The following is a 23,839-nucleotide window of genomic DNA, read 5'->3' on the forward strand; positions in this document are numbered from 1 at the left end:
TACGCGGTTATTCATGCCTGAGGGCGATAATCGGGTCCACTCCGGCGGCTATCACAGCGGGATAAAGGCCGAATATGATACCCGTAGCGCCGCTTATAACCAGCGGCAGCAGGACACTCCAGAGCGTTATAACCGTTGGCATACCGGCGATTGTGGTTATTATCAGGGGTATTCCGATACCGACACCTATGCCGATAATGCCGCCGATGATTGAGAGCACCACAGTTTCTACGAGGAACTGTATGACGATCTGCCGTTTCTGAGCCCCGATTGCCCGACGGATACCGATCTCGCGTGTACGCTCGGTAACAGAGGCGAGCATGATGTTCATAATCCCGATACCGCCGACCAGAAGGCTTATGCCGGCAATGGAACCCAATACTATATTAAAGGTACGTTTGGTTGCCTCTGCCTGTTTCAGCAAGGCCAGAGGAACGTTGACCTTATAGTCTGTCTTTTTATGAAACCGCTCAAGCATAGTCATGATGGCCGCGGCGGTTTTCTCGACATTTTCTGTATTGTTGACTTCTACTATAATCTGGTGCAGTTCAACCATTTCCATTTCCAGAGAGCCGGAAGAGAATTTTCGGTCAATATCACCGTAATACTGCTTGGCAACATTGAAAGGAATATACACGTCTATCTCCTGGTCGGGTATCTGCATATTTCCGGCAGTTCCGGATTCACTCTTAATTATACCTATAACTCTGAAACTGTCGCTGCCGATTCTGATTACCTGCCCGATTGTTTCCTTTGTAGCGAGGAGTTTTCTGGCTCCGTATTCTGTTAATACCGCAACCGGAGCAGAACTTTCCACATCATAATCGAATATAACCCTGCCGGCCATAAGCTGCCTTGGAATGAGCTCAAACCAGTCCGCACTTGTGCCGACCACCCGCAGCTCCATAAGCCGGCTGCCCAGCCGTGTTTCTTTTCGGAAAATCTTAGCCGGAGCGGTTTTTTTTACATTCTCATAGCTGGCTGTTATCCTCTGATAATCATCATACTTGAGCCCATACATGCTCAAAAAAGAAGTGGTAGAGCTCTTCTGGCCTTCATCAGACAAAGGTTTTACAGAATTTACGATAATGTTTCTGCTTCCGAGCTTGTTTATCTGCTCTAAGGCGTCTTTGCTGGCGCCCTCTCCGACGGCAAGCATCGCGACGACACTGCCCACTCCAAAAACCACGCCGAGCATTGTCAGCATGGAACGGAGCTTGTGCAAAAGCAGATTCTCAACACCGGAAGATATATATTTTACTAATTTGCTTTGTTTCATCGGCTTTCGATATTATCTATAAACCCGTCTTTCATGTGCAGGCGATGCTCGGCATGGGCCGCGACATCAGATTCATGAGTTACCATTATTATTGTTTTACCCTCACCGTGCAGGGATGTGAGCAGCTCCATTATCTGCTCTCCCGTGGCGGTATCGAGGTTTCCCGTAGGCTCATCAGCAAGCAGCATCTGGGGGTCATTAGCCAGCGCCCTTGCGATGGCAACCCTCTGCATCTGGCCGCCGGAAAGCTCTGTCGGTCTGTGATTGAGCCTGTCGCCAAGCCCGACACGGGCGGCGAGCTCTTCGGCCTTTTCCATTGACAGCTTTTCATCAACACCTGCATAATACAGAGGAAGCTCGATATTGCGGCGAACAGTCAGCTGGGGTATCAGATTGAAACTTTGGAATATAAAGCCTATATAGTTGAGACGCAGCCGGCTGAGCTCATCGTCGCCCATTGTGCTTACATCAGAGCCGCCAAGACTGTAGCTGCCCGAGGTAATACGGTCAAGACAACCCAGTATGTTCATCAAGGTACTCTTTCCCGAGCCGCTGGCACCCATAATAGCCCAGAAACTGCCTTTTTCAAACTCATGGGTAACACCGGCCAGAGCGTGAACCTTCTCACGGCCCATCTGGTAAATCTTAGTTATATTATTTAATTGTATCAGTTTCTTTTCAGCCATTATGTATGCTTTTTAAAAGAGTCCGGGGTTAGATCCAATATTCTCGGCTGTTATTCCAATTGCTGCTGCATTCTGTTTTTTAACTGTTCTCTTTGTTCAGGAGTCATATTCTCAATCTTTTTCTTAAGCTCTTCCCGCTGCTCGGGAGTGAGATTCTCAAGGTTTGCCGGCCGTTTTTTGCTCTTTCCTGCGGCAGCCGGAATATCCGTTCCCGCCGCCGGTGTCTCCGCCGCGGTAAGTTCGTCAGGCTTGGTTTCCTCAATTTGCGCCGGGATTACTTCACTCTGACCGGTGTAGGTCTCCGACTGCAGCGGCGGTGTCAGCTGAACCCGCTCACCGCCTTCGAGGCCGGATTTGATGTGAACCATAACATTGTTATCAAGGCCGACCTCTACCGGATGCGGCTCATCACTGCCCTCAAGATAAACAACAGTCCTGCCCTCATGCCGGACAACTGCCTGTATCGGGACATACACAACATCGTCATAGGTCTCGCCGATAATCTCAACCTTGCAGCTCATGCCCGAACGCAGCTCAGGATCCGCCTGATCAATATGCACTATGGTTGTATATACCTTTAGGTCGGGATTGAGCCACATGCTCTGCGGGTCGGGCAGCGGTGCGATCGAAAACACCTTTCCCGTGTATGTCCTGCCCGGAATCGCATCGACGCTGACAATAGTCCGCATTCCCGACTTTACCTTTTGCAGGCTCGCCTCGTGAAGAGCAAGCTCAGCGTTTGAAACGGCGTCTTTTGGAAGATGAATAAGTTCTTCGCGTTCGCTTACTTCACTGCCTTCGGTAAGCGGCTCGGTCCTGCCTCGCCAGCCGCTGCCTTTTGTACTTGAGGCGTATATCACAAGACCGTCAGAAGGAGCGTAAATTTTTGTCTTGTCAAGCTGGTCAATGTATTTGGCGAGTTTTTCTTTCTGACGTTCAAACTCCGCCGTCTTGGCACGCAGGTTTGCTTCTGCCTGTATGATATTGGCGTTTGATTTTCGCTTTATCCGATCCAGAGCCATCTCGGCCTGATCAACATCGCTTTCGTACTGCGCAATATTGCGGTTGTGAGTATATTCTTCCAGGAGCATCAGGTCATTCTCGGCAAGTTCAAGGTTGAGCCTTCGTTTCTGCTCGGCGATCTCATCGCTCTGAAGCTCAGATTTAGAAATAAATTTTTCTGCGTAGAGAACCTGAGAGTTAGCAAGCCTCTCTTCCGCCAGGGCAAGCTCTTCTTTGGCAAGTGTAATCTCTTTTTTCTTCTCTGTGAGCTGATTAGGATAATCGCCTTCTAAATATTTCTCCAGATCCTGTTTGGCAAAATCCAGATCCAGCTGGGCTTTGGAGATGTCACTTTTAGCCTGGTTTTTCGTTATTTCAAGGTCTTCTTTGGCATTTATTAAAGAGGCTTCGGCGTTCTGAACGGTTATTTCCTGATCTACCCTCTTATCAACAAGGTTGCTGGCGTCAAGCTCGACAAGCAGATCGCCCTTTTTAACGACAGTACCTTCGGGTATGAGGGTGATTATGGTGTTTCTGCCTTCAAGTTCGCTTTTTATTACGATCTGATCACGGGATTTTATTGTCCCCGATTGAACAATGCTGATCTTAAGCGGGCCGCGCTGCGCCTCATAAACCGGCATATCAGAGGTTTCTGTTTTTTTATTGCCGTAAGCAAGTGAAAAGACTCCCACAGCAAGCACCACTGCTATAACAATTGTTACTATTATCTTTTTTTTCACGGTCATATCCTAACTTAAAATCTAATTGTCCTGGGGTACATATTCATTCCAGATGCCATCCTCATCAACTCTGAGCAGTCCCATATCTTTCTGAAGCTGAAGCTCCGATATACGGTAATTCACAACAGCGGCTGTGAGGGTGTTCTGGGCCTGCAGGAGGTCATCTTTGGCCTCGAGAACATCACGCATTTCCGCCCTGCCGAACTCGAGTGACATATTGGTACTTTTTACACGGTTTGTCGCTATGCCGACCGCCTTGGCCTGTATAAAAAGGCTTTCTCGCGCCAGAGAAAGATCTCTGAGCTGGCGGCGTATGTTTCTTTTTATCTGATCTTCAAGCGTCTGAAAACTCCTGAGCGACTTTTCCAGGTTTATCCAGCTGGTGCGGTAAAGGGCCTGTTCGCGTCTTCTGTGCACCGGCAGATCAAGCGTAAGAAGCGACCTGAAATATCCGCGGTCAAACGCCAGATCAGCACTTTCAAGGTCAGAACTTGATATACTTCTGCTGCTTCCGGCTCTTAATGAACCTAACAATGTCAATTCCGCCCTCAAATTATCCGCCGCGACAACGACTTTCCGCTGCATATCCCTGACCTTTTCCCGCTGGACCTTCAGGTCGTAGCGGTTATCAAGAGCTGTTTTGATCGCAAACCCCTCATCAAACTCGAGCGGGCCGGCGTTTTCCATATCCAGGCCGCGGAGCTCTATCTCCGCATCCGCAGGAGGAATTTCCTCGTCGCGTTTAATCTCCATCTCGGCATAAACCTTTTTCATCATCGGATTATCTTCTTCGCTTACGAGTTTCTGCAGCTCGTTCTGGTCAAGCGATATAGTTGAATCAGTAGGCAGGCCCAGCATGATTTTGAAGCTGTCAAGTTTGTTTTTCAGCTCTTCTTTGGCACTTATCCAGCTCTGGCGTGCCTTGAGCTCACTCTGCACCGCCTGGTCAGACTGAATAATGTCAAGCCGGCCCTTTTGCGTGAGGCTTCGGCTCTTACGGGAATTCCTGACTACACTCTGGTAGTTCATCTCATTGTTTTTTATAGTATCTATCTGCTGGAGAACTCCCAGATAGCTCTGGGCGATATCAACTGCGAAGGTCTTTTTGAAACGTTCAAACTCATACATTGAATACAGCAGGTTACGCTGGGCCTGTGTAAGCGGCTCTGTAACTATATGCTCGCCTGAACCGCGAAGCAGCGGGACTGAAATTGTGGCATCGCCTGTTATGCCAAAAGACGAACTCGCCTCCGAGCTTAGCAGACTGGCAAGGCCGAAAGCAAGGTCAGCGCTGATTTCTGTGCCGTTTTTAAACTTTTTATCCACTCCAAGGCCGCCGTCAAGCTCCGAGCCGGTTGCGGGCTTGCCGCTGCCGTGGTCTGTACTTAAAAGAGCCTGGTACTGGGAATTAAAAATACTGCGGAATTCATCCATCTCAAGATCAAGAGCCAAAGCGTTTAGATAGACCTCTTCTTTACGGCTCTGGTATTCAAAGCTGTTCAAAGCACCAATCTGGAGTGCCTGCATGAGTGTCATTTTGACATCTTCGCCCGCCCCGACGACCTTTCTGGAATCGCCTTTAAATTCGCGGCCTTCTTCTGGCCAGTGTTCCGGCTGCTCAAGTTTATCCACACCCAGCGATTCGGGTCCGGTTATTATAAGCCCCTGCTCTTCAATCAGACGCCTGCGAAGAAGGTCAACAGGCCTTTCTACCGACTGGAGTGACTTTTGCTCCTCTCCGAAGAGCTGCTTCTGGCCGCCGGCTATAAGCCCTGCGGCTATCTCATCGGCACTATCGTGATATTGCCGGGGAGATTTGCACCCTGTTAAGACCATTATTACCGCGATCGCGGTAATAAACCCAAAAAGATTCGGAAATTTCCAAAATCGTTTGTATTTTGATGGCAAGACAAATGCCATAAAACTGTATCCCATTATATTTGCTCTGTCCATATGTCTCAGATATTAACTAAATTTCAGAAATTAAAAACAAATTTCTTAAAACTTCTTTTATTTGCCGGAAAACCCGCAAAAAGACCGCTGCCGCCCTGGGGCAGATACACATTTTAAATGTTAGTGCCATAAATCATACGGCAGGTTACAGGCAACCTTCTTTTTTTTAAAAAAACATATAATTTTCGCTCTGAAAAGCCGCCGGCAGTTGCTGCGGTTTACTGCTCCAATTTGAGCCTGGAATTGAGACGTTTTACACGTAACAAAAAATGTCTTTTTCTGTCTTTTGTCCTCTCTTTAACGAAGTATAAGCCAGCAAACAAGTTAGAAAGAGTATCACAAAATGAAAAATTTATCGTTTTTTTTGAATTTTTTTTGTCAAATGCCCTATACAAGCCTCATACCCCTGTTTGAAAGCATATCAGCAAAGTACATGAATTATCTGATTTCATAGAATTGCCTCGAAACGGGTGTTTCAAGGCAATATTCGGCATTTGGGGCTTTTTAGACGGCTGACTCTTAAAAGCCGTTTCAACCGCGGCGTTAAACCCTGAAACGCCTCGAAATATAGGTTTCAGTAAAAAATTTTTGAGTTGAGAAAAATTTTTTTGTTGCAATTTCACAAATTAAAGAGGATAACTATAACAAATAGACAGTATATAGTATGTCTAACCTTTATGTTGCAGTTAATTAGGAGATTAAATAATGGCTAAAAAAGCAGTAAGAAAAGCAGTAAAAAAGACTGCTCCAAAGAAGACTTCAGTAAAGAAAACCACTTCGAAAAAGGCTCCTGCCAAAAAGACCACAGCTAAGAAATCTACGGCTAAGAAGAAAACAGCCAAAAAGGCTCCGGTAAAGAAGACTGCTTCAAAGAAGACTACAGCAAAGAAATCTACGGCTAAGAAGAAAACAGCTAAAAAGGCTCCGGTAAAGAAGGCCGCTTCTAAGAAGACCACAGCAAAGAAGTCAACGGCTAAGAAGAAAACAGCTAAAAAGGCTCCGGTAAAGAAGACCGCTTCAAAGAAGACTACCGCAAAGAAGTCAACGGCTAAGAAGAAAACAGCTAAAAAGGCTCCGGTAAAGAAGACCGCTTCAAAGAAGACTACCGCAAAGAAGTCAACGGCTAAGAAGAAAACAGCTAAAAAGGCTCCGGTAAAGAAGACCGCTTCGAAGAAGACTACCGCAAAGAAGTCAACGGCTAAGAAGAAAACAGCTAAAAAGGCTCCGGTAAAGAAGACCGCTTCAAAGAAGACTACCGCAAAGAAGTCAACGGCTAAGAAGAAAACAGCTAAAAAGGCTCCGGTAAAGAAGACCGCTTCTAAGAAGACCGCTTCTAAGAAGACTACCGCAAAGAAGTCAACGGCTAAGAAGAAAACAGCCAAAAAGGCTCCGGCAAAGAAGACCGCTTCTAAGAAGACTACCGCTAAGAAGTCAACGGCTAAGAAAAAAACAGCCAAAAAGGCTCCGGTAAAGAAGACCGCTTCAAAGAAGACCACAGCTAAGAAATCTACTGCCAAGAAAAAAACAGCAAAAAAGAAATAACTGAACAAAAGTTTAGATAACTTACTTTTGCTGACAAATTCAGGATGACTGTTTACCATGTTTAAACAAGACGTGCGTAGTGTACGCATTTATTTAATGTAAAACTTTATATTGTAGCAATTTAGGAGAAATCAAAATGGCTAAGAAAACAGCTAAAAAAACAGCAAAGAAAACAGCCGCAAAGAAAACTGTAAAAAAAGCGGCTAAGAAAACAGCTAAAAAAACAGCAAAGAAATCAGCTGCAAAGAAAACAACAGCAAAACAGGCTGAGCCTCTGATCGTAGCAAGCAAAGTTAAGGCCTTCATCAAGGGTAAAGACAAGATGACTGCATCTGAAACTCTTGAAGCGATCAACGCAAAGATCTACTGCATGCTTGAGTCAGCTGTCTGCAGAGCCGAAGCAAACGGCCGCAAAACAGTCAAGCCTCAAGACCTGTAATACAACCGTCCGAAAAAAAGGCCGCTGATTTCAGCGGCCTTTATCTTTATATATAAGTAAATTCATAAAACACAAAACTGTTACAGTCTGTAATCCCTGTCGGCGGGATGGGCGGCTATAAATTCTACAATGAGAGTTATTATATTCTCAAGGTCATCAAGTGAAATCACCTCGACCGGCGTATGCATGTACCGGTTTGGAATACTGATCAGGCTCACCGCCACACCTCCTCTGCAAAGCTGAATAGCATTTGCGTCTGTACCTGTGCCGCGAGGCTGAGCCGTTATCTGGTACGGAATCTTGTGCTTATCCGCTGTCTTGAAGATTTCTTTCTGCAAAATCGGGTTAATATTTGCGCCTCTGTGCAGGTTTGCCCCGCCGCCGAGTTTATTATCGCCAATCTTCTTTATGTCTGTTTCGGGGTGATCAGAGGCGAAATTTACGTCAATTGCAATTCCGGCATCGGGGTTAACCGAATAACTCGAAGTCGTAGCACCTCTAAGACCGATCTCTTCCTGGACAGTTGCCACGCCGGCAACGCAGATATTCAACTCTCGTTTGGAAAGCCTGCGGAGCACCTCCGCAACGACAAACGCGCCGGCCTTGTCATCGGTTGCACGTGAGACAACCTTATTGCCGGCAAGCCTGCGGTACTCAACATCAACCACCATCGGATCGCCTATTGCTACACGCTTGAGAGCGTCTTCCTTCGAATCGGCTCCTATATCCACCCATATATTTTCCATTTCTACGTTTTTCTTTCTTTCATCAGGCTTCATCTGATGAATCGCCTTGCGGCCGATAACACCGAAGACCTCACCCTTCTCACTGATAATCCGCACACGCTGACCAATAAGAAGCGCTGGGTCCATCCCGCCTATCTGCTGGGTATAGATAAAGCCCTTATCGTCTATGTGGGTGATGATGAGCCCGATTTCATCAATATGGCCTGTTACGATAAATTTGAATTTAGCTTTGGGGTTGAGTATTCCAATGCTGTTGCCGTGCACATCGCTTATGAGTTCATCGACATGGCCCTTAACATGATCCCGCCATACTTTGGCGGCTGTAAGTTCGAAACCTGAGGGGCTGGGAGTTTCGAGAAGTTTTTTCAAAAAGTTTTCTGTTGTCTTGTTCATATTTCATTTCCTGTTAAAATTATACTATAATTATATACCATGTATAATAAAGCTGTTGCCAAGGTCAAGGATATTTTACCAGGCAGGCAATAATTTACATAAAACAAGCCGCGAAGATGTTTCAGCGTAAGTTATTTATGAACAACCTTTTAGGTTCAATAAAGTATATTTTTGGTTGCTAAGCTGATATACATATATAGATCAAAATGAATTCCGCTTAGACAGCTGTAACTCTGGCTGCGGGTCTTGCCGGCGGAAATAAAAGTTTTTTAGTCTCAATTTTTTGTGAAAAAAATAACTTTATTTGTTGATTTTCGAAACTTTAAAGGTATCTTATTCGTAAAGGATGTACCTGGAGAAACTTTTAAAAGATTAAAATTTATAAAATAACGTCATAAACCGGAATTCCAGAACCTATGGATACTACAAACAAAAACTGCATAGTACGTATTTCAAGGTACAAGAACGCCTTGAAGAGGCTCAAAGGCCTTGGTTTTGTAAAGGTGTTCTCAAGCAACCTTGCAGATGCCACCGGTACGACCTCCGCCCAGGTAAGAAAAGACTTCTCACTCTTCGGAATAGCCGGCAACAAACGGGGCGGCTATAACGTTGATAACCTGATTGACCAGATGAACCGGATTTTCGGCAAGTATGACGTTCACAAGGTTGTCCTGGTGGGTATCGGGAATATCGGCAGGGCTCTATTGAGCCATAAAGCCTTTCAAAGAGAGAGCATACGTATAGTAGCAGCCTTTGATATCGACCCAAATAAACTTGACGAAAACGCGAGAATTCCTATCCTGCCGCTGGATCGGCTCGAAAGCTATATCATAGAGAACGAAGTTAAGCTCGGCATAATTACAGTTCCAGCGTTGGCGGCTCAACAGGTATTCACAATAATGAAAGATGCCGGCATAAAGGGCGTTTTAAATTTCGCCCCGCTGAACCTTCAGACAAAAGACAATGTAATAGTTAATAATATCAACCTGGAGATGGAGCTTGAAAATTTAGTTTATTATATCATGGCAGAAGAAAAAAAGATAATATAGGCCGCCAGAACAGGAAACTTGCAGAATTAAACATAAACGCACATTTTACAGATGTTTATATGAAACTAACTAAAGCAGTTAAAACAGTTACCAACTGAAAGGAATATAACAGTGTCAACACCATTAGAACAGATTTTACAGAAACAGCAGGACGCTTTGTCCAGAAACTCTGAAAAAAGCAAAGATGCCCAGACAAAAATATTTGTCGGTATGGCAACCTGTGAAATCGCGGCCGGCTCCCGCAAGGCCATGGAAGTTTTCAAAAACGCCATAGAGGCCGGCGAATTAGAAAATGTATATTTGAGCCAGAAAGGCTGCGCAGGCCGCTGCAATCTCGAGCCGACTGTGGAAATCTATGAAAAAGGCAAGGTTTACCAGTACGGCAAGGTTTCAGCGAAACGTGCCGAAGACATTATTGAGAAACATCTTAAGAACGGCCAGCCAATAAAGGAATGGTTTATATAGATCTTACGAGAAAGGAATATTTTTGTGCAGAAAGCAAATAAAAACAACGGCAGCAACTGCCTTCACAACCGCTCTCTGAACCTGATAAAAGATTCAGATTTTCTCAAGAAGCAGCTTCGTATTGCTTTGAGGAATTGCGGCATAATTGACCCTGAAAATATAGACGATTACTTCTGCGTCAGAGGCTATGAAGCTCTCGGCAAGGCACTGACCGAAATGAAACCCTATGATGTCGTAAAGGCTGTAAAGGATTCAGGTATCCGCGGCCGCGGCGGTGCGGGCTTTTCAACCGGTTTGAAGTGGGACTTTGCCTACCAGGCAAAAGGCGATGTTAAATATATCGTCTGTAATGCTGACGAAGGCGACCCTGGAGCATTCATGGACCGAAGCGCCATCGAAGGCGATCCCCACTCGCTGATTGAAGGCATGGCGGTAGGCGGTTATGCCGTAGGTGCCCAAAAAGGCGTTATTTACATCCGCGCAGAGTACCCGCTTGCGATCAAACGCCTCGAAATCGCCCTCGAACAGGCACGCCAACACAACCTGCTTGGAGACAATATACTCGGAACAGACTACAGTTTTGATATCGAGCTGCGGCTCGGTGCAGGCGCATTTGTCTGCGGCGAAGAAACTGCCCTGCTAAATTCGATTGAGGGCAAAAGAGGTATGCCCCGGCCAAGGCCGCCCTTCCCGACACAGTCAGGCCTGTTCGGCAAGCCTACACTGATTAACAACGTTGAAACATGGTGCAACATCCCCGTAATACTTATTGACGGTGCAGACTGGTTCAAGGGGATCGGCACAGAAAACAGCAAAGGCACAAAGGTGTTTGCCCTGGCAGGAAAGGTTCACAACACGGGCCTTTTTGAGGTGCCTATGGGAACAACTCTGCGTGAGATGGTATATGACATCGGCGGCGGCATACCCAACGGTAAGAAATTTAAGGCCGTACAGACCGGCGGACCATCTGGCGGATGCCTCACGGAAGACTACCTCGACACAAAAATTGACTACGAATCACTCGCCGCGGCAGGCTCAATCATGGGCTCGGGCGGTATGATTGTAATCGATGAAGACGCGTGCATGGTAAATATTGCCAAATTCTTCCTCGAGTTCACCCAGGACGAGTCCTGCGGCAAGTGTACTCCCTGCCGCGAAGGCACAAAGAGAATGCTCGAAATCCTTACACGCATAACAGAAGGCAAGGGCAAACAGGGCGATATCGAAAAGCTCGAACGCCTTGGAACAATGATACAGAAAGCATCGCTGTGCGGTCTGGGACAATCAGCCCCGAACCCTGTAATCAGTACAATAAAGAACTTCCGCGAGGAATATGAGCAGCACATAAACGATAAAAAGTGCATCGCGGGCGTTTGCCAGGCTCTCTTAAGCTACGTGATCAACGACAAATGTGTCGGCTGCGGCGCTTGTAAACGTGCCTGCCCGGTTGACTGCATCAGCGGTGAAAAGAAAGCCAAACACGAAATTGATCAAGATAAATGTATAAAATGCGGACAGTGCATGAGCGTATGTAAGTTCGGCGCTGTTGATAAGATATGAGGTTGACATGCTTAGAATGAAAGAAAAAATCACAGTAAGTTTTAACAACAAGGAACACCGTGTTGACCCCGGTCAGACAATTATGCAGGCCGCGGATAAGCTCGGTTTTCATATCCCGCGGCTTTGCTACCACCCAAAGCTCTCTATTGAGGGCGCGTGCAGGGTGTGTATCGTCGAGGTTGAAGGCTCTAAGAATTATGTAGCATCATGTGCGACACCGATTGCCGAGGGTATGAAAATTCATACTGACACACTCGAGCTTCGCCGGGCACGCAGGGATATTGTTGAGCTGATTCTCGACAATCACCCCCAGGACTGCCATACCTGCGAACGCGACGGAAGCTGTGAGCTCCAGAGGCTCTCTGCCAAGATGGGTATCAGAGGCCGCCATTTCGAAGGTGAAATGAAGAGCTACGAAGAAGACCTCAGCTCTGAGGCCGTCGTCCGCAATCCAAATAAATGTATCCTTTGCGGACGCTGCGTACGTATGTGTTCACAGATACAGAAGGTTTCCAACCTCGGCCTTGCCGGCAGAGGTTTCAAAACTGTCGTTATGCCGGCCTTTGACATGCCGATGAAAGACAGCGTATGTACCGCCTGCGGACAGTGCATCAATATCTGCCCGACCGCGGCGTTCCTGGAAAAAGCATACATTGACGAAATTTATCAGGCGCTGAACGATCCTGATGTAGTCAAAGTCGTCAACGTCGCCCCCTCTGTTCGTGCCTCCATAGGCGAATCTTTCGGCTATGACCCGGGTACAAACACCGAGGGCAAGATGTTCGCGGCTATGCGTAAACTCGGCTTTGACTACGTGTTTGACAGCCAGTTCACCGCCGACCTTACAATCATGGAAGAGGCAAGCGAGCTGGTGGACAGGATACAGAACGGCGGCGTACTGCCGATGATAACATCCTGTTCCAGCGGCTGGATGAAATGCGTCGAGCAGTTCTATCCGGAGCTGCTGCCCAACATATCTACGTGTAAATCGCCTATGAGCATGATGGGAGCGCTTATCAAGTCATACTTCGCGGAACAGAACAACTACGACCCAAAGAAAATCATAAACGTCGGAGTTATGCCCTGTACCGCTAAAAAGTACGAAGCCGCCCGTCCAGAGCTCAAGGTTAACGGCGTCAACGCGACCGACTATGTATTGACGACGCGTGAATTCGCATGGATGGTGAAGTCTTCGGCAATCGACTTCCGCAATCTCGATTCGGAACTGCCGGACAACCCGCTTGGCAGCTCTTCGGGGGCAGGAGCGATTTTCGGAGCGACCGGCGGTGTAATGGAAGCCGCCATCAGAACTGCTTATTACATAGTAACCGGCAAAGAGCTTGACTACCTCGACGTACAGTCCGCCAGAGGCCTCAACGGAGTTAAGGAAAGCCTTATCGACTTCGACGGCCTTGAACTGAGAGTGGCGGTAGCGCACGGTCTGGGCAACGCAGCGAAACTGCTTGACCACGTGAAACAGAACCCCGAACGCTACCACTTCGTCGAAATAATGGGATGCCCCGGCGGATGTGTCGGCGGCGGCGGACAGCCGTATCCGCTGACAAACAGCATACCGCTCGATGAAGAATGCCTGGCTAAGAGGGCTTCCGTCCTCTACGATATCGACAGAGACAAGCCGGACAGACGAAGCCACGATAACCCTGATATAAAGAAACTCTACAACGAATATCTTGGCGAACCTTTAGGTAAGAAGTCGCATAAGCTGCTTCATACTCATTATGAACAGAAATTCCCTAAGGGTATTTTTGAGAAATAATTCGCCTCTGTTGCAGGGATAATCTAAGACATGAGGTAAAACAATGAAAACCGCAAATAACGTAAAAAACTGGATAGCAGACAGGATACGTCCCGAAGAGATCGAGAAATATCTCGATAACGGCAAGGACTTTATGGATCACGACCTGATTGAGAGCTGCCTCGAGCCAAAACCCGCACCGGACAAGGCTCAGCTGCAGGACATTCTCGATAAATCGTTATCCGTAACAACACTTCTGCCCCAGGAAACAGCCGCACTGCTGCGGGTCGAAGATCCGGATCATTTAGCCCTGATGCAGGAAACAGCACTTGAGGTTAAAAAGAAGGTCTATGACAACCGGATAGTGACTTTCGCCCCGCTGTATATGAGCGATTTATGTGTAAACAACTGTTTGTACTGCGGTTTCAGAACAGATAACAAAAACATGACAAGGCGCCGGCTCAGTATGGACGAGGTAGCCAAAGAGGTCGAAGTCCTTGCCGGGCAAATCGGCCACAAACGCCTTATCGTTGTTTATGGCGAACATCCCAAAAGCGGCGTTGATTATATCGCAGATACTATAAGCACCGTTTACGGCCTGAAATTCCCCACCCGAAAGGGATACGGCTCGATCCGCAGAGTCAACGTCAACGCGGCTCCTTTGCAGATTGACGAGCTGCGGAAACTGCGTGAGGTAGGAATAGGCACCTTCCAGGTATTCCAGGAAACCTATCACCGCCCTACATACGAATACGTACACCCTAAAAACACATTAAAAGGCAACTACCTCTGGAGGCTCTACTGTATGCACAGGGCCATGGAGGCAGGCGTGGACGATGTCGGCATAGGCGTTCTTTTCGGACTCTACGAGTGGAAATACGAAGTCATGGCACTGCTGCTTCATTCCCGTGAGCTTGAGGCTAAATTCGGTATAGGCCCCCATACCATATCATTCCCGAGGATTGAGCCGGCAGAAAATACGCCATACGCTTCAAAGCCAAAACGCAAGGTTGATGACGCGGACTTCCTGAAACTCGTCAGTATTTTACGGCTTTCCGTTCCGCATACCGGAATGATTGTCACCTGCCGGGAAGGGGCTAAACTCAAGGATAAATGCCTCGAAATCGGCTGTACCCAGACGGATTCGTCTTCTCAGATAGGAATCGGAGGATATTCTGAACTCGGAAATGTTCAGGAATCAAAACGTCAGCAGTTTATGCTTGGAGACACCCGAAGCCTCGATGAGATGATACACGATCTGGCGAAGAAAGGCTGTATAACCAGCTTCTGCACCGCAGGCTACCGCTGCGGGCGTACCGGAAAATGCATTATGGACATGCTCAGAAGCGGCCATGAAGGCAAATTCTGCAAGCTAAACGCAGTGATTACTTACCGCGAATGGCTCGATGACTTCGCAAGCGAAGAAACACTCCGGGCAGGCGAGAAGGTCATACAGGAAGAAATACAGCAGATCAAAGAAACAATGCCCAAGGCCTACCCGCAGTTTATTGAAAACTATAACAGAACCGTTAACGGCGAAAGAGATATATACTTTTAGAAAATAAAAACTGGAGACAACAATGACAGATAAAATAAATTATGATGAACTTAAGGCATTCATAGACACTCTCAGGGATAAACCCTACTTTGAGTCGTACCTTATCGCCGTACTGCATAAGGCACAGCAGCTCTACGGTTATATCTCACGCGAGACAATGGATTTTGTCTCTGTAGAGATGCAGATTCCAACGGCAAATATATGGGGCGTGGCGACATTCTACCATTTCTTCAACCTCCAGCCCAGCGGCAGATACACAGTGTCAGTGTGCATGGGTACTGCCTGTTACGTGAAAAACGCCGCCGGTATTCTTGATGCTGTCAAGCGGGAACTGGGCATTGGAGTCGGAGAAGTCTCCAAAGACGGCCTTTTCTCACTCCAGGAAGCCCGCTGCGTAGGTGCCTGCGGACTGGCTCCGGTTATAATGATTGAAAATGAAATTTACGGTGACCTTACTCCCGAATCTGTAGTTGAGGTTCTAAACCAGTACAGAAGCAAAGCGAAAAAAGAATCTGCCTGAGAGTTTTAAAATACGTGAATTCCCGCAATTAAACAGACATAACACTACTACTTCATAATACCCCCTTAATCAGGTCGGCTGCCATCCTCCCCTCCCCGGCAGCCGGCCGTTTTTTTTTTACTAAAAACAGCCCTGATCAATTATCAGAAGAGAACGGAACCATACCCGCGGGCCTGCGGAGGTCAAGCGACTGGGCAGTGCCCCGCAATGTCCCGTATCTGCCGAAAAAACCATACAAACGCATAAGTTTTTCAGAATCCGTAGCTTCCGCCTTAATGCTCGCCTTTTGAACGGGTTCGCCCCAGAATATTTTGGTGCCGTCGTCAACGACCATGGTAAGTTTAGAATCCTTTACGCTGCTGCTGTTGAATTTTGAAGTGTCAATTCTGGCAATTTCACTGAGAAGAGGCTTACCCGCCAGTTCACGGTCCATATTTCGGCACAGGTTTATCAGAGTTACAGCCGCCTCAAGCTCGGGCCTCCTCCAGCGAACACCGGGCATCGGCACTGTCTGGCCCGAAGTGCTAAAACCGGTTATCTCTACAATATTAAGATCCTTAACCGGGCAGTAATTCAGTACATGGCAGCTGCTGTCCAGATAATACGGCGTATTGTCGTACTTAAACAAAGCTACCGGCTCACGGTAAGATATATATATATCAATCCCGTCACGAACTGTTACAACCTTAACATCTGAAAGCCAGTCCATCTCGAGGGCGAGTTTCTCACCAATCTCCACCGCCGCACCGCTTTCGATTGTGGCGCTGCCGACTGTTTCTATAGCGGCATTTATTATCCTCTCCTCAAGCTGAGCCGTTACCCAATCGGGCTTTGAAAACTTAACATCATATTTATCCTCAACCAGAAAGATGCTGGCCTGCTCATTTAATGCGGTGATGATATTTCGATGAACATATTTGTTCATCAGGGAAATCGAATACGGCAATCCAACTATGAGAGCCAGAAAAAAAATGACGGTAAACACCAAACCCAGCCGCCTGGCTGCGTGCTTAATATTAAAGCCGGTTTTGCCGGCGTTATTATCAGCCTTTTTAGATTTTGAAGATTTTGCCATTTTTCGCTATTATCTTATTACAATTGTTTATGATTTAACATGCCGTGCAATTGCCGCTTCGATTATTTCACGGCAGAGCCGGCCCTGACTCAGGCCGATATGCGCTGCCGCCTTGGGAACGAGCGAATGCGAAGTAAAGCCCGGCGAGGTATTTATCTCAAGTACATAAGGGACATTGTCATCGGACAATATAAAGTCCGCCCTCGCCGCGTCTTTTGCTCCTACAGCTTCATAACAAACACGCGCATCATGTTCAATTCGTTTTACAAGCTCCGGATCTTTGATTGTATCAAAGACGTATTCTGTCTGGTCACTGATATATTTCGATTCATAATCATAAAAACCGGCTTTGGCAATAATTTCCAGTACCGGCAGTACATGCTCGTTAACAACCCCTACGGTTATTTCTCTGCCCGGAATAAAATCCTCTATCATAAGAGAGCCGAATTTTTCCAGGCGGTCAGCCGCCGAACGTATCGCGGCCTGTTTGCCGGTACGGATTTCAATGCCGACGCTGCTGCCGTCGCGCACCGGTTTGACAACATATTTGCCGGATTTTGAATCAAGCTCTTCTTCAAGCTCAGCCAAATCTGTTCGGCTGTTTACCTCAAAACCGGCGGGGGCTTGCAAACCGGCATTTCTGAAAAGCTCTATGCTCCGGAGCTTATCAAATGCAATTTCAGAGGCCTCCGCTGAGCTGCCGGTATATACAAGGCCTCTCTGCTCGAGGATTTTCTGTATTCCGCCGTCTTCGCCCCAATGCCCGTGCAGAGCAGGGAAAAAGACATCAATGGTTTTATCGGTAAGTATATCAAGTTTTTCAGGCGTAACATCAGCCTCAACCACTGTCATACCCTCACTCCGCAGAGCCGCGGCGATATTTTTGCCGGTCAAAAGCGAAATTTCTCGCTCGCTGCCGATCCCGCCCATCAAAACAGCTATCTTTAGGGAAGTTTCACTCAAAACAGCCTCTCAATCAAGTCCATATCTCGATTTCGAGCTCAAGCTCAACATCAAACTCCTGCTGAACCTTTTGCTGTATAATCTCTATCAGCTCTATAATATCACTGCTTTTTGTGTCCTTGTCGGCTATGATGAAGTTTCCATGCTTTTCAGAAACCTGTGCCGTTCCGGCCTTTAAGCCTTTTAGCCCCGCACGGTCAATTAGTGAGCCGGCGGTATCTACTGACGGATTTTTGAAAACGCATCCGGCCGTTCTGCCGGTCACAGGCTGAATATTCTTTTTATAAATCCATATCTCCTGGGTAGCTTTCATGACCCTGTCCGGATCGGATTTAAAAAGTTTAAATTCAGCCTCGAGGATAAACGGCTCGGTTATGTTTGAACTTCTGTAATCGAACTCTATGTCCGGTTTGGATTTGACATAGATACTGCCCAGATCGTCCATGAGTTTTAAAGACACAATAGATGTCCCGATATCTCCAAACTTGCCGCCGGCGTTCATCCTGACCGCCCCGCCGACACTGCCGGGGATTCCGGTAACACATTCCAGCCCGCTGAGACCCTCTCGAACACAGTTGAGGACAACCTCGTTGAGGCTTGCCCCGCTGCCGGCCAACACGCGGTCACCCTTGTAGCTGACATCCGAGAACGCCGCGGAATCGAGTTTTATTACTGCGCCCTTTACGCCCGCATCGCTTATAAGTACATTCGAACCGAGCCCGAGAACGTGTATTGGGATCGAGTTCTCCGTACAAATTTGGGCAACCTCTGCCAGCTGCTCGTGGTTATCGGGCCTGATAAGGTATTCGGCGTTGCCGCCAAGCCCGTACCATGTGTACTTTCCTACCGGAGCGTCTTTTTTTACTATACTATCTAAGCCATTGAACAATTGCATCTGCGACCTTCCAGATATCTCCTGCGCCCATAGTTATTATTACATCGCCGCTTGTGGCGTTATTCTTTATCTCGCTTATTATACCCTCTCTGGTCTCAATAAACAATGCCCTTGGTTCACTTTTCTGGTGATTTCTGCCGGAAAGTTTCTCACATCGGTTATTGATTTTATCGACCAGCATTTGGGAGTTTACATTTTGGAGCGAATCTTCACTATCCCGAACAAAATAAATCTCAGGTACTATCACTAAATCAGCCTCATCAAAGCTCGAGGCAAAATCGTCTATCAAAAATCTCGTTCTGCTGTACTGGTGCGGCTGGAATATGCAAATCAGCCTGTTGCAGCCCTCGAACTGGCACATCTGCCGCATTGCCGAGAGCGTAGCCTTTATTTCTGTCGGGTGATGCGCGTAATCATCATAAACACGAATTCCTTTGCCGGATTTGAGCAGCGTCATTCGACGGTCAACTCCGCTGAAATCTCCGATCACCGAGAGAATTTTATCCATCCCTACACCGGCCGCCGATAGAGAAGCCGTTACGGCAAGAGCATTATAGACATTATGGACCCCCGGAACCTTCAGCGACGCGGAACCAAGTCTGCGGCCGGCGAAGAGAATATCAAACTGATACCCGCCGCCGGATGTTAGAACAGCGTTTTGCGCACGGTAATCTGCCTGGGGGTTATTCATGCCGAATGTGTAAATCTGATGCGAGCGGTACTGATCCTTTTTGCTCTCATAATCGTCTCGAAGCCGCTGATAGTTCACATCGTCGGCGTTTAGGATAATTTTGCCGCCGGTGCGTGTGCCCCGCATAAAACTGCCGAACGCGTCAATAATATCATCAAGGTCCCTGTAATAATCAAGGTGATCCTCTTCAACGTTGAGAACTGTGCTGACAGTGGGATGCAGATTGAGAAAACTCCTTGCGTATTCGCAGGCCTCGGCAACGAAAAACTCACCGCTGCCGACACCGCTTGAGGCGGCAAGGTCGTTGACATCTGCGCCTACTACATAATTGGGGCACATTCCAAGCCTGTCCAGAACAAATGCCGCCCAGCCGGAAGTAGTGCTTTTGCCGTGAGTACCGGCAATAGCAACGCCGCGGTAAAGGCTCATTACAATACCAAGCATCTCGGCATAACGCACCACTTTCAGGCCCGCCTGCCTGGCATAAGCCAGCTCGGGGTTTGCCTCTGGGATAGCAGCGCTTATCACCACGGCATCAACACCGCCGGGAATCGCCGAGAGATACTCTTTCATGTGACCTGTTTTAACATTGATTCCCAAATCCCGCAGATTTTTCAGTACTATGCCCTCACCCATGTCCGAACCGGTTATAACCGCTCCAAACTTGAGGAGGATACGGGCAAGGCCGCTCATCCCAATGCCGCCAATGCCGATGAAGTGATATTTTTTATCTCGAAACATAAATTCCGTTTTTTATAACTCTGCCTGATAAAAAGACAAAGGGCTTAAAGTCGTCTGTAATTTCTATTTCTCTTTAAGATAAATCAAGTTTTTTTTTAATCAAACAAAAAACGTAAACTTTAGTATGAATTTTTAAATATTACGTTTAAAAAAGCTCTTTTACCGTGCAAATCAGTAATCGCGGATAAAAAAGCCTAAAAAACGGTTGTTAACATGCTTTTTTATTGTATTGAAAGTGTTTTAAGGATACAATAAATGTGTGCGTTAAGTAAATACAATTAAAATTTAAATAGTTTTTAGAATGATTAACTTATAAGATCAGAAATGGGGTGAAGATAAGCGATGAAAAAAACCAGGCTTATACTTGCAGATGATCATCAGATTATTGTTGAGGGTCTAAAGGGCGTACTCAGCACTGAACCGGACATTGAACTGATAGGCACAGCAGCCGACGGCCGCGAGCTTGTGGAAATGGCGTTTAAATACAGGCCGGACGTCATCATTGTTGACATTTCTATGCCTCTGCTCAACGGTATAGACGCCACTGAGCAGATGATAAGAGACGGGCTCAAATCAAAGATTATCATCCTTACCATGCACAATGACGCGATGTATGCCGCCAGGGCCTTTGATGCAGGCGCCAGCGGCTATGTGCTCAAGCATTCCGCACCGAACGAGCTTGTTAAGGCAATACGAGAGGTCTTGAGGGGGCATAACTATATTACTCCGCTGGTTGACGGTGAGATAATCAGGGGCTACCGCAGCGGCTCAAACAAAAACCTGAACCTTTCAAGAAAACTTACAACCCGCCAGAAAGAAGTGCTCTCAATGCTGGCAGAGGGTTTTACTGCCAAAGAAATTGGAAAAAAACTCCACATCTCTGTCAGGACAGTAGAGTTCCATAAATATAAAATGATGGAAGAGCTGGGTATAGACAGCAGCGCGGAGCTGATCATGTTCGCGGTCAAACACAAGCTCACCGAACCCTAAAATCTTCTTCCGAAAACTGTTTATAAAGCCCGCGAGCTAAACCTCCGGCTGTGGAGAGGGCTTAATATCCTCGTTCTGACCCGACTCTGGGCTCTCATCAGATGCTCTTTCTTTATCTGACTCAGGATCTGCCTGTTTTGCAGATTCCCCGCCGTCTGCCGAGGCTGCCTCTGCCTCGTCTTCACCGGAAACCTTTTGCTCGGCTGTTTTGGCGTGCTCTTTCTCAAGCAGCTCTGTCACAGTGGGCTTATCAAGTACCTCGCCGGCAAGAATTTTCTTAACCTCATCAGCAGAAAGCGTCTCATACTTTACAAGTGCCGCGGCAAGATTCTCCAGTTTTGTCTTATTTGCCTCAAGAAGCTCTTTTGCCTCTTTGTAACAGCTTTCTATAATTGCTTTTACCTCATCGTCTATCGCGCGGGCGGTTTCTTCGGAATACTTCCTCTGACCGGGAAAACCAAACTCGTAATTATCAGGAGTCAGGTCAAGCATTCCCAGCTTATCAGACATTCCCCAGTTCTGCACCATCTCACGTGCCATCTGCGTGGCCTGTTTGATGTCGCCGCTGGCGCCGCTGCCGATATCATCACACATGAGCTCTTCTGCAATCCTGCCGCCAAAACAGATTTTTATAAACGCAAGACAGAATTTCTTTGTCAAAAACTGCCTGTCTTTTTCTGGCAGCGAAAAGGTAGCACCGCCGTAAGGACCTCTTGGGATTATACTTACCTTATGCAGCGGATCGGCGTCCTCCAGGCTTGCCTGTATTATCGCATGGCCGGCTTCGTGATAGGCGGTTTCGAGCTTCTCTTTCTGGTCAACCTTAAGGCTCTTTTTCGCCCTGCCCCAGCGAACCTTGTCGCGGGCCTCTTCGAGGTCTGAATGCTCTACAAATTCCTTGTTCGCCATAGTCGCAGCTATCGCAGCTTCGTTGATCAATGCCTCAAGCTGAGCGCCGCTGAACATCGGAGTGCCGCGGGCAATGATATCCAGCTTCACATCCTCGCTGAGCTTGATCTTGCGAGAATGAACCTTAAGTATTTCCAGCCGCCCCTTAACATCAGGGAACGGGACATATATCTGACGGTCAAAACGCCCTGGTCTGGTCAGCGCCTTATCGAGTATATCAACCCTGTTGGTTGCGGCAATTACGATCACCTGGTCTGATGTATCAAAACCGTCCATCTCTACAAGTATTGCGTTTAGCGTCTGTTCACGCTCGTCATGTCCGCCGCTGGAGACTCCGGGGCCTCTTTTTTTGCCTATCGCGTCAATCTCATCGAGAAATATGATGCACGGCGAGTTTTCTTTGGCCTGCCTGAAAAGGTCACGTACGCGGCTGGCGCCGACGCCGACAAACATTTCGACAAAGTCACTTCCTGAAATACTGAAAAACGGCACATCCGCTTCTCCGGCTATCGCCTTTGCCAGCAGTGTCTTGCCGCAGCCGGGAGGGCCTTCAAGCAGAACACCGCGGGGGATTCGCCCGCCGATTCTGGCAAAACGTTTTGGATTCTTGAGAAATTCTATCGTTTCAGAGACTTCTTCTTTTGCCTCTTCTATGCCGGCGACATCATTAAAAGTAATCTTTCTGGCATCTTTGTCCTGGAGACGGTGTTTGCTGCGTCCAAAATTCATCAGCATACCGCCGGGGCCGCCCTTCATGTTTCTTGCAAAGACAAAATAGAAAAGAGCTACTATAAACAAGAACGGCGCCAGACTTATCAGAAGCGAAGTCCAGAAACCGTCATGAACAAAACGGTAACTGATTTTGTTTTGATCAAGCACCTCAACCAGCTTTTCACCGGTTATGCTGGGCAGATAATCTACAGTAAACGCGCCCGAGGCGGTCTCATCACGGTCTCTGCGGGCATTGAGCCCGGCTTCGGTGAACTTACCCTTAATAGTAGATGAGCCAATCTCAACGCTGGCAACCTGTCCGGATTTAACCGCGGCGAGAAATTCATCATAAGTGATCTTGTCTATCGGCATAAACCGATTTACAAGCATTAAAAGCGTCAGCATTATGAGCACTATGAACAGCCAGCTCATAGGCATAGGCGCACCCGGTTTGCCGCCCTTGCCGGGCATCTTGGGTATCTGGGGCATTTTCTTTTTGGGGTCTTTTTTATCGTTATTCATGTTATTTTCTTAAATATAAATTCAAATTAAAACCAGGGCACAAACAGACTGCCAAAATTGAATAAACAGTCTTAATCTGCTCAGCCGCTCGACTTACCACTTGGTCTGCATGGATTGAAGTATCTTCTTCGCTGCGTCATTTACGGCAACTTGCGCCGCGTAGCTGTAATCCTGATTCTCAAAATCAGAATAACTGCACGCCCCGATAACCTCGACATTGTCAGCATACATCCGCCCTGTTGTCATGTCTTTCCATGAGAATACTACTCTCACAGCGGCTTCTTGTTCAATAGGCCTTCCTGAATACCTTTCCATATCGAGTATTTCGTCGCTCATATAAGATATATACCCATATAACATGGTTTGCGCCCTGTTTTTATCAGCAATAAGTTTATACGGGGTTTGAACTTCAATCTGCTTGCATACCGCTTCTGTCAAGGTGTATTCATAATCCCTGCGGAAATCTCTGCTGTCAAACATTTCGACATACACAGTTTCGACCTCTTCGGGAAACAACCAGCCCTGGCTGTAGCCCGAGCAGCCGCCGATGCCGATTAGAAAGCCTGCCAGGCAGCAAAACGCGGCAATGTACTTAAATGTTGTTTTTAACATAATATTTTCTCTGTTTAGATTCCTCTTTGGAACCGGATACTA

Annotated in this window: 18 protein-coding genes and 1 pseudogene; 8 read left to right on the top strand and 11 right to left on the bottom strand. The window is 47.2% G+C overall.

Translation table 11 applies throughout. From position 1 onward, the window contains the following. Nucleotides 1-7: 7 nt before the first annotated feature. Genes SMSP2_RS07745 through SMSP2_RS07760 form a run of 4 tightly spaced genes read right to left on the bottom strand, consistent with a single transcriptional unit; the run spans nt 8 to nt 5,627 of the window. Nucleotides 8-1,279 carry an ABC transporter permease gene (locus tag SMSP2_RS07745; RefSeq protein WP_146683406.1) on the bottom strand — a complete coding sequence of 424 codons (1,272 nt, stop codon included), beginning with the start codon at nt 1,277-1,279 and terminating at the stop codon, nt 8-10. After that, nucleotides 1,276-1,965, bottom strand: coding sequence for an ABC transporter ATP-binding protein (locus tag SMSP2_RS07750; protein ID WP_146683407.1), 690 nt, complete (start codon nt 1,963-1,965; stop codon nt 1,276-1,278). The genes SMSP2_RS07745 and SMSP2_RS07750 overlap by 4 nt, the downstream gene beginning before the upstream one ends. Nucleotides 1,966-2,015: 50 nt before the next feature. Further along, nucleotides 2,016-3,713, bottom strand: a complete 1,698-nt coding sequence (locus SMSP2_RS07755; protein WP_146683408.1) for a permuted SH3 domain-containing protein — start codon at nt 3,711-3,713, stop codon at nt 2,016-2,018. Nucleotides 3,714-3,728: 15 nt separating this feature from the next. Next, nucleotides 3,729-5,627 (bottom strand): TolC family protein, encoded by a 1,899-nt coding sequence (locus SMSP2_RS07760; protein WP_186804637.1) that lies wholly within the window; start codon nt 5,625-5,627, stop codon nt 3,729-3,731. A gap of 738 nt (nt 5,628-6,365) precedes the next feature. Here SMSP2_RS07760 and SMSP2_RS07765 point away from each other — a divergent pair. Beyond that, entirely contained in the window at nt 6,366-7,202 is an 837-nt protein-coding gene (locus SMSP2_RS07765) for a histone H1-like repetitive region-containing protein (protein WP_146683410.1), read from the top strand. 136 nt (nt 7,203-7,338) lie between these two features. Next, nucleotides 7,339-7,641 (top strand): hypothetical protein, encoded by a 303-nt coding sequence (locus SMSP2_RS14855; RefSeq protein WP_186804638.1) that lies wholly within the window; start codon nt 7,339-7,341, stop codon nt 7,639-7,641. Between the two features lie 80 nt (nt 7,642-7,721). Here SMSP2_RS14855 and SMSP2_RS07775 read toward each other — a convergent pair whose 3' ends face one another. Then, nucleotides 7,722-8,780 carry a M42 family metallopeptidase gene (locus SMSP2_RS07775; RefSeq protein WP_146683411.1) on the bottom strand — a complete coding sequence of 353 codons (1,059 nt, stop codon included), beginning with the start codon at nt 8,778-8,780 and terminating at the stop codon, nt 7,722-7,724. Nucleotides 8,781-9,196: 416 nt separating this feature from the next. On the opposite strand from SMSP2_RS07775, the gene SMSP2_RS07780 reads away from it, so the two are divergent. From SMSP2_RS07780 to SMSP2_RS07800, 5 genes and pseudogenes are all read left to right on the top strand, one after another. Next, nucleotides 9,197-9,829, top strand: a complete 633-nt coding sequence (locus SMSP2_RS07780; protein ID WP_146683412.1) for a redox-sensing transcriptional repressor Rex — start codon at nt 9,197-9,199, stop codon at nt 9,827-9,829. 210 nt (nt 9,830-10,039) lie between these two features. After that, a pseudogene (nuoF, locus tag SMSP2_RS07785) lies at nt 10,040-11,854 on the top strand (NADH-quinone oxidoreductase subunit NuoF). A gap of 16 nt (nt 11,855-11,870) precedes the next feature. After that, a complete protein-coding gene (locus tag SMSP2_RS07790; protein ID WP_146683413.1) occupies nt 11,871-13,631 on the top strand; it encodes an NADH-dependent [FeFe] hydrogenase, group A6 in 1,761 nt (586 codons plus the stop codon). Nucleotides 13,632-13,674: 43 nt separating this feature from the next. Continuing rightward, a complete protein-coding gene (gene hydG / locus SMSP2_RS07795; RefSeq protein WP_146683414.1) occupies nt 13,675-15,168 on the top strand; it encodes a [FeFe] hydrogenase H-cluster radical SAM maturase HydG in 1,494 nt (497 codons plus the stop codon). Between the two features lie 22 nt (nt 15,169-15,190). Continuing rightward, nucleotides 15,191-15,688 carry an NADH-quinone oxidoreductase subunit NuoE family protein gene (locus SMSP2_RS07800; RefSeq protein WP_146683415.1) on the top strand — a complete coding sequence of 166 codons (498 nt, stop codon included), beginning with the start codon at nt 15,191-15,193 and terminating at the stop codon, nt 15,686-15,688. Between the two features lie 136 nt (nt 15,689-15,824). On the opposite strand, the gene SMSP2_RS07805 is transcribed toward SMSP2_RS07800, so the two are convergent. The 4 genes from SMSP2_RS07805 to murC are packed head-to-tail and all read right to left on the bottom strand — an operon-like array spanning nt 15,825 to nt 20,053. Continuing rightward, nucleotides 15,825-16,763 carry a cell division protein FtsQ/DivIB gene (locus tag SMSP2_RS07805; RefSeq protein WP_146683416.1) on the bottom strand — a complete coding sequence of 313 codons (939 nt, stop codon included), beginning with the start codon at nt 16,761-16,763 and terminating at the stop codon, nt 15,825-15,827. Nucleotides 16,764-16,790: 27 nt separating this feature from the next. Beyond that, on the bottom strand, nt 16,791-17,726 hold the full coding sequence (locus SMSP2_RS07810) for a D-alanine--D-alanine ligase (protein ID WP_146683417.1): 936 nt from the start codon (nt 17,724-17,726) through the stop codon (nt 16,791-16,793). 13 nt (nt 17,727-17,739) lie between these two features. Beyond that, nucleotides 17,740-18,621, bottom strand: coding sequence for a UDP-N-acetylmuramate dehydrogenase (gene murB, locus SMSP2_RS07815; RefSeq protein WP_146683418.1), 882 nt, complete (start codon nt 18,619-18,621; stop codon nt 17,740-17,742). Next, a complete protein-coding gene (murC, locus tag SMSP2_RS07820) occupies nt 18,596-20,053 on the bottom strand; it encodes a UDP-N-acetylmuramate--L-alanine ligase (protein WP_146683419.1) in 1,458 nt (485 codons plus the stop codon). The genes murB and murC overlap by 26 nt, the downstream gene beginning before the upstream one ends. A gap of 342 nt (nt 20,054-20,395) precedes the next feature. Here murC and SMSP2_RS07825 point away from each other — a divergent pair, with 342 nt between their 5' ends. After that, nucleotides 20,396-21,043: a response regulator gene (locus tag SMSP2_RS07825; protein ID WP_146683420.1), complete on the top strand. Its 648-nt coding sequence runs from the start codon at nt 20,396-20,398 to the stop codon at nt 21,041-21,043. Nucleotides 21,044-21,079: 36 nt separating this feature from the next. On the opposite strand, the gene ftsH is transcribed toward SMSP2_RS07825, so the two are convergent. Both ftsH and SMSP2_RS07835 read right to left on the bottom strand, forming a co-directional pair. Beyond that, on the bottom strand, nt 21,080-23,185 hold the full coding sequence (ftsH, locus tag SMSP2_RS07830; RefSeq protein ID WP_222566303.1) for an ATP-dependent zinc metalloprotease FtsH: 2,106 nt from the start codon (nt 23,183-23,185) through the stop codon (nt 21,080-21,082). A 93-nt stretch (nt 23,186-23,278) separates the two neighbouring features. Next, nucleotides 23,279-23,797: an LPS assembly lipoprotein LptE gene (locus SMSP2_RS07835; protein WP_146683421.1), complete on the bottom strand. Its 519-nt coding sequence runs from the start codon at nt 23,795-23,797 to the stop codon at nt 23,279-23,281. Nucleotides 23,798-23,839 lie beyond the last annotated feature (42 nt).

This window comes from Limihaloglobus sulfuriphilus, assembly GCF_001999965.1.
In the GTDB taxonomy this organism is placed as follows: domain Bacteria; phylum Planctomycetota; class Phycisphaerae; order Sedimentisphaerales; family Sedimentisphaeraceae; genus Limihaloglobus; species Limihaloglobus sulfuriphilus.

Coding starts and splice junctions, on each gene's coding strand:
- SMSP2_RS07760 (WP_186804637.1), bottom strand. CDS start 5,627: ATGGCATTTGTCTTGCCATCAAAATACAAACGATTTTGGAAATTTCCG.
- SMSP2_RS07805 (WP_146683416.1), bottom strand. CDS start 16,763: ATGGCAAAATCTTCAAAATCTAAAAAGGCTGATAATAACGCCGGCAAA.
- SMSP2_RS07780 (WP_146683412.1), top strand. CDS start 9,197: ATGGATACTACAAACAAAAACTGCATAGTACGTATTTCAAGGTACAAG.
- murC (WP_146683419.1), bottom strand. CDS start 20,053: ATGTTTCGAGATAAAAAATATCACTTCATCGGCATTGGCGGCATTGGG.
- SMSP2_RS07765 (WP_146683410.1), top strand. CDS start 6,366: ATGGCTAAAAAAGCAGTAAGAAAAGCAGTAAAAAAGACTGCTCCAAAG.
- SMSP2_RS07755 (WP_146683408.1), bottom strand. CDS start 3,713: ATGACCGTGAAAAAAAAGATAATAGTAACAATTGTTATAGCAGTGGTG.
- ftsH (WP_222566303.1), bottom strand. CDS start 23,185: ATGAATAACGATAAAAAAGACCCCAAAAAGAAAATGCCCCAGATACCC.
- SMSP2_RS07800 (WP_146683415.1), top strand. CDS start 15,191: ATGACAGATAAAATAAATTATGATGAACTTAAGGCATTCATAGACACT.
- SMSP2_RS14855 (WP_186804638.1), top strand. CDS start 7,339: ATGGCTAAGAAAACAGCTAAAAAAACAGCAAAGAAAACAGCCGCAAAG.
- SMSP2_RS07825 (WP_146683420.1), top strand. CDS start 20,396: ATGAAAAAAACCAGGCTTATACTTGCAGATGATCATCAGATTATTGTT.
- murB (WP_146683418.1), bottom strand. CDS start 18,621: ATGCAATTGTTCAATGGCTTAGATAGTATAGTAAAAAAAGACGCTCCG.
- SMSP2_RS07750 (WP_146683407.1), bottom strand. CDS start 1,965: ATGGCTGAAAAGAAACTGATACAATTAAATAATATAACTAAGATTTAC.
- SMSP2_RS07835 (WP_146683421.1), bottom strand. CDS start 23,797: ATGTTAAAAACAACATTTAAGTACATTGCCGCGTTTTGCTGCCTGGCA.
- SMSP2_RS07790 (WP_146683413.1), top strand. CDS start 11,871: ATGAAAGAAAAAATCACAGTAAGTTTTAACAACAAGGAACACCGTGTT.
- hydG (WP_146683414.1), top strand. CDS start 13,675: ATGAAAACCGCAAATAACGTAAAAAACTGGATAGCAGACAGGATACGT.
- SMSP2_RS07745 (WP_146683406.1), bottom strand. CDS start 1,279: ATGAAACAAAGCAAATTAGTAAAATATATATCTTCCGGTGTTGAGAAT.
- SMSP2_RS07775 (WP_146683411.1), bottom strand. CDS start 8,780: ATGAACAAGACAACAGAAAACTTTTTGAAAAAACTTCTCGAAACTCCC.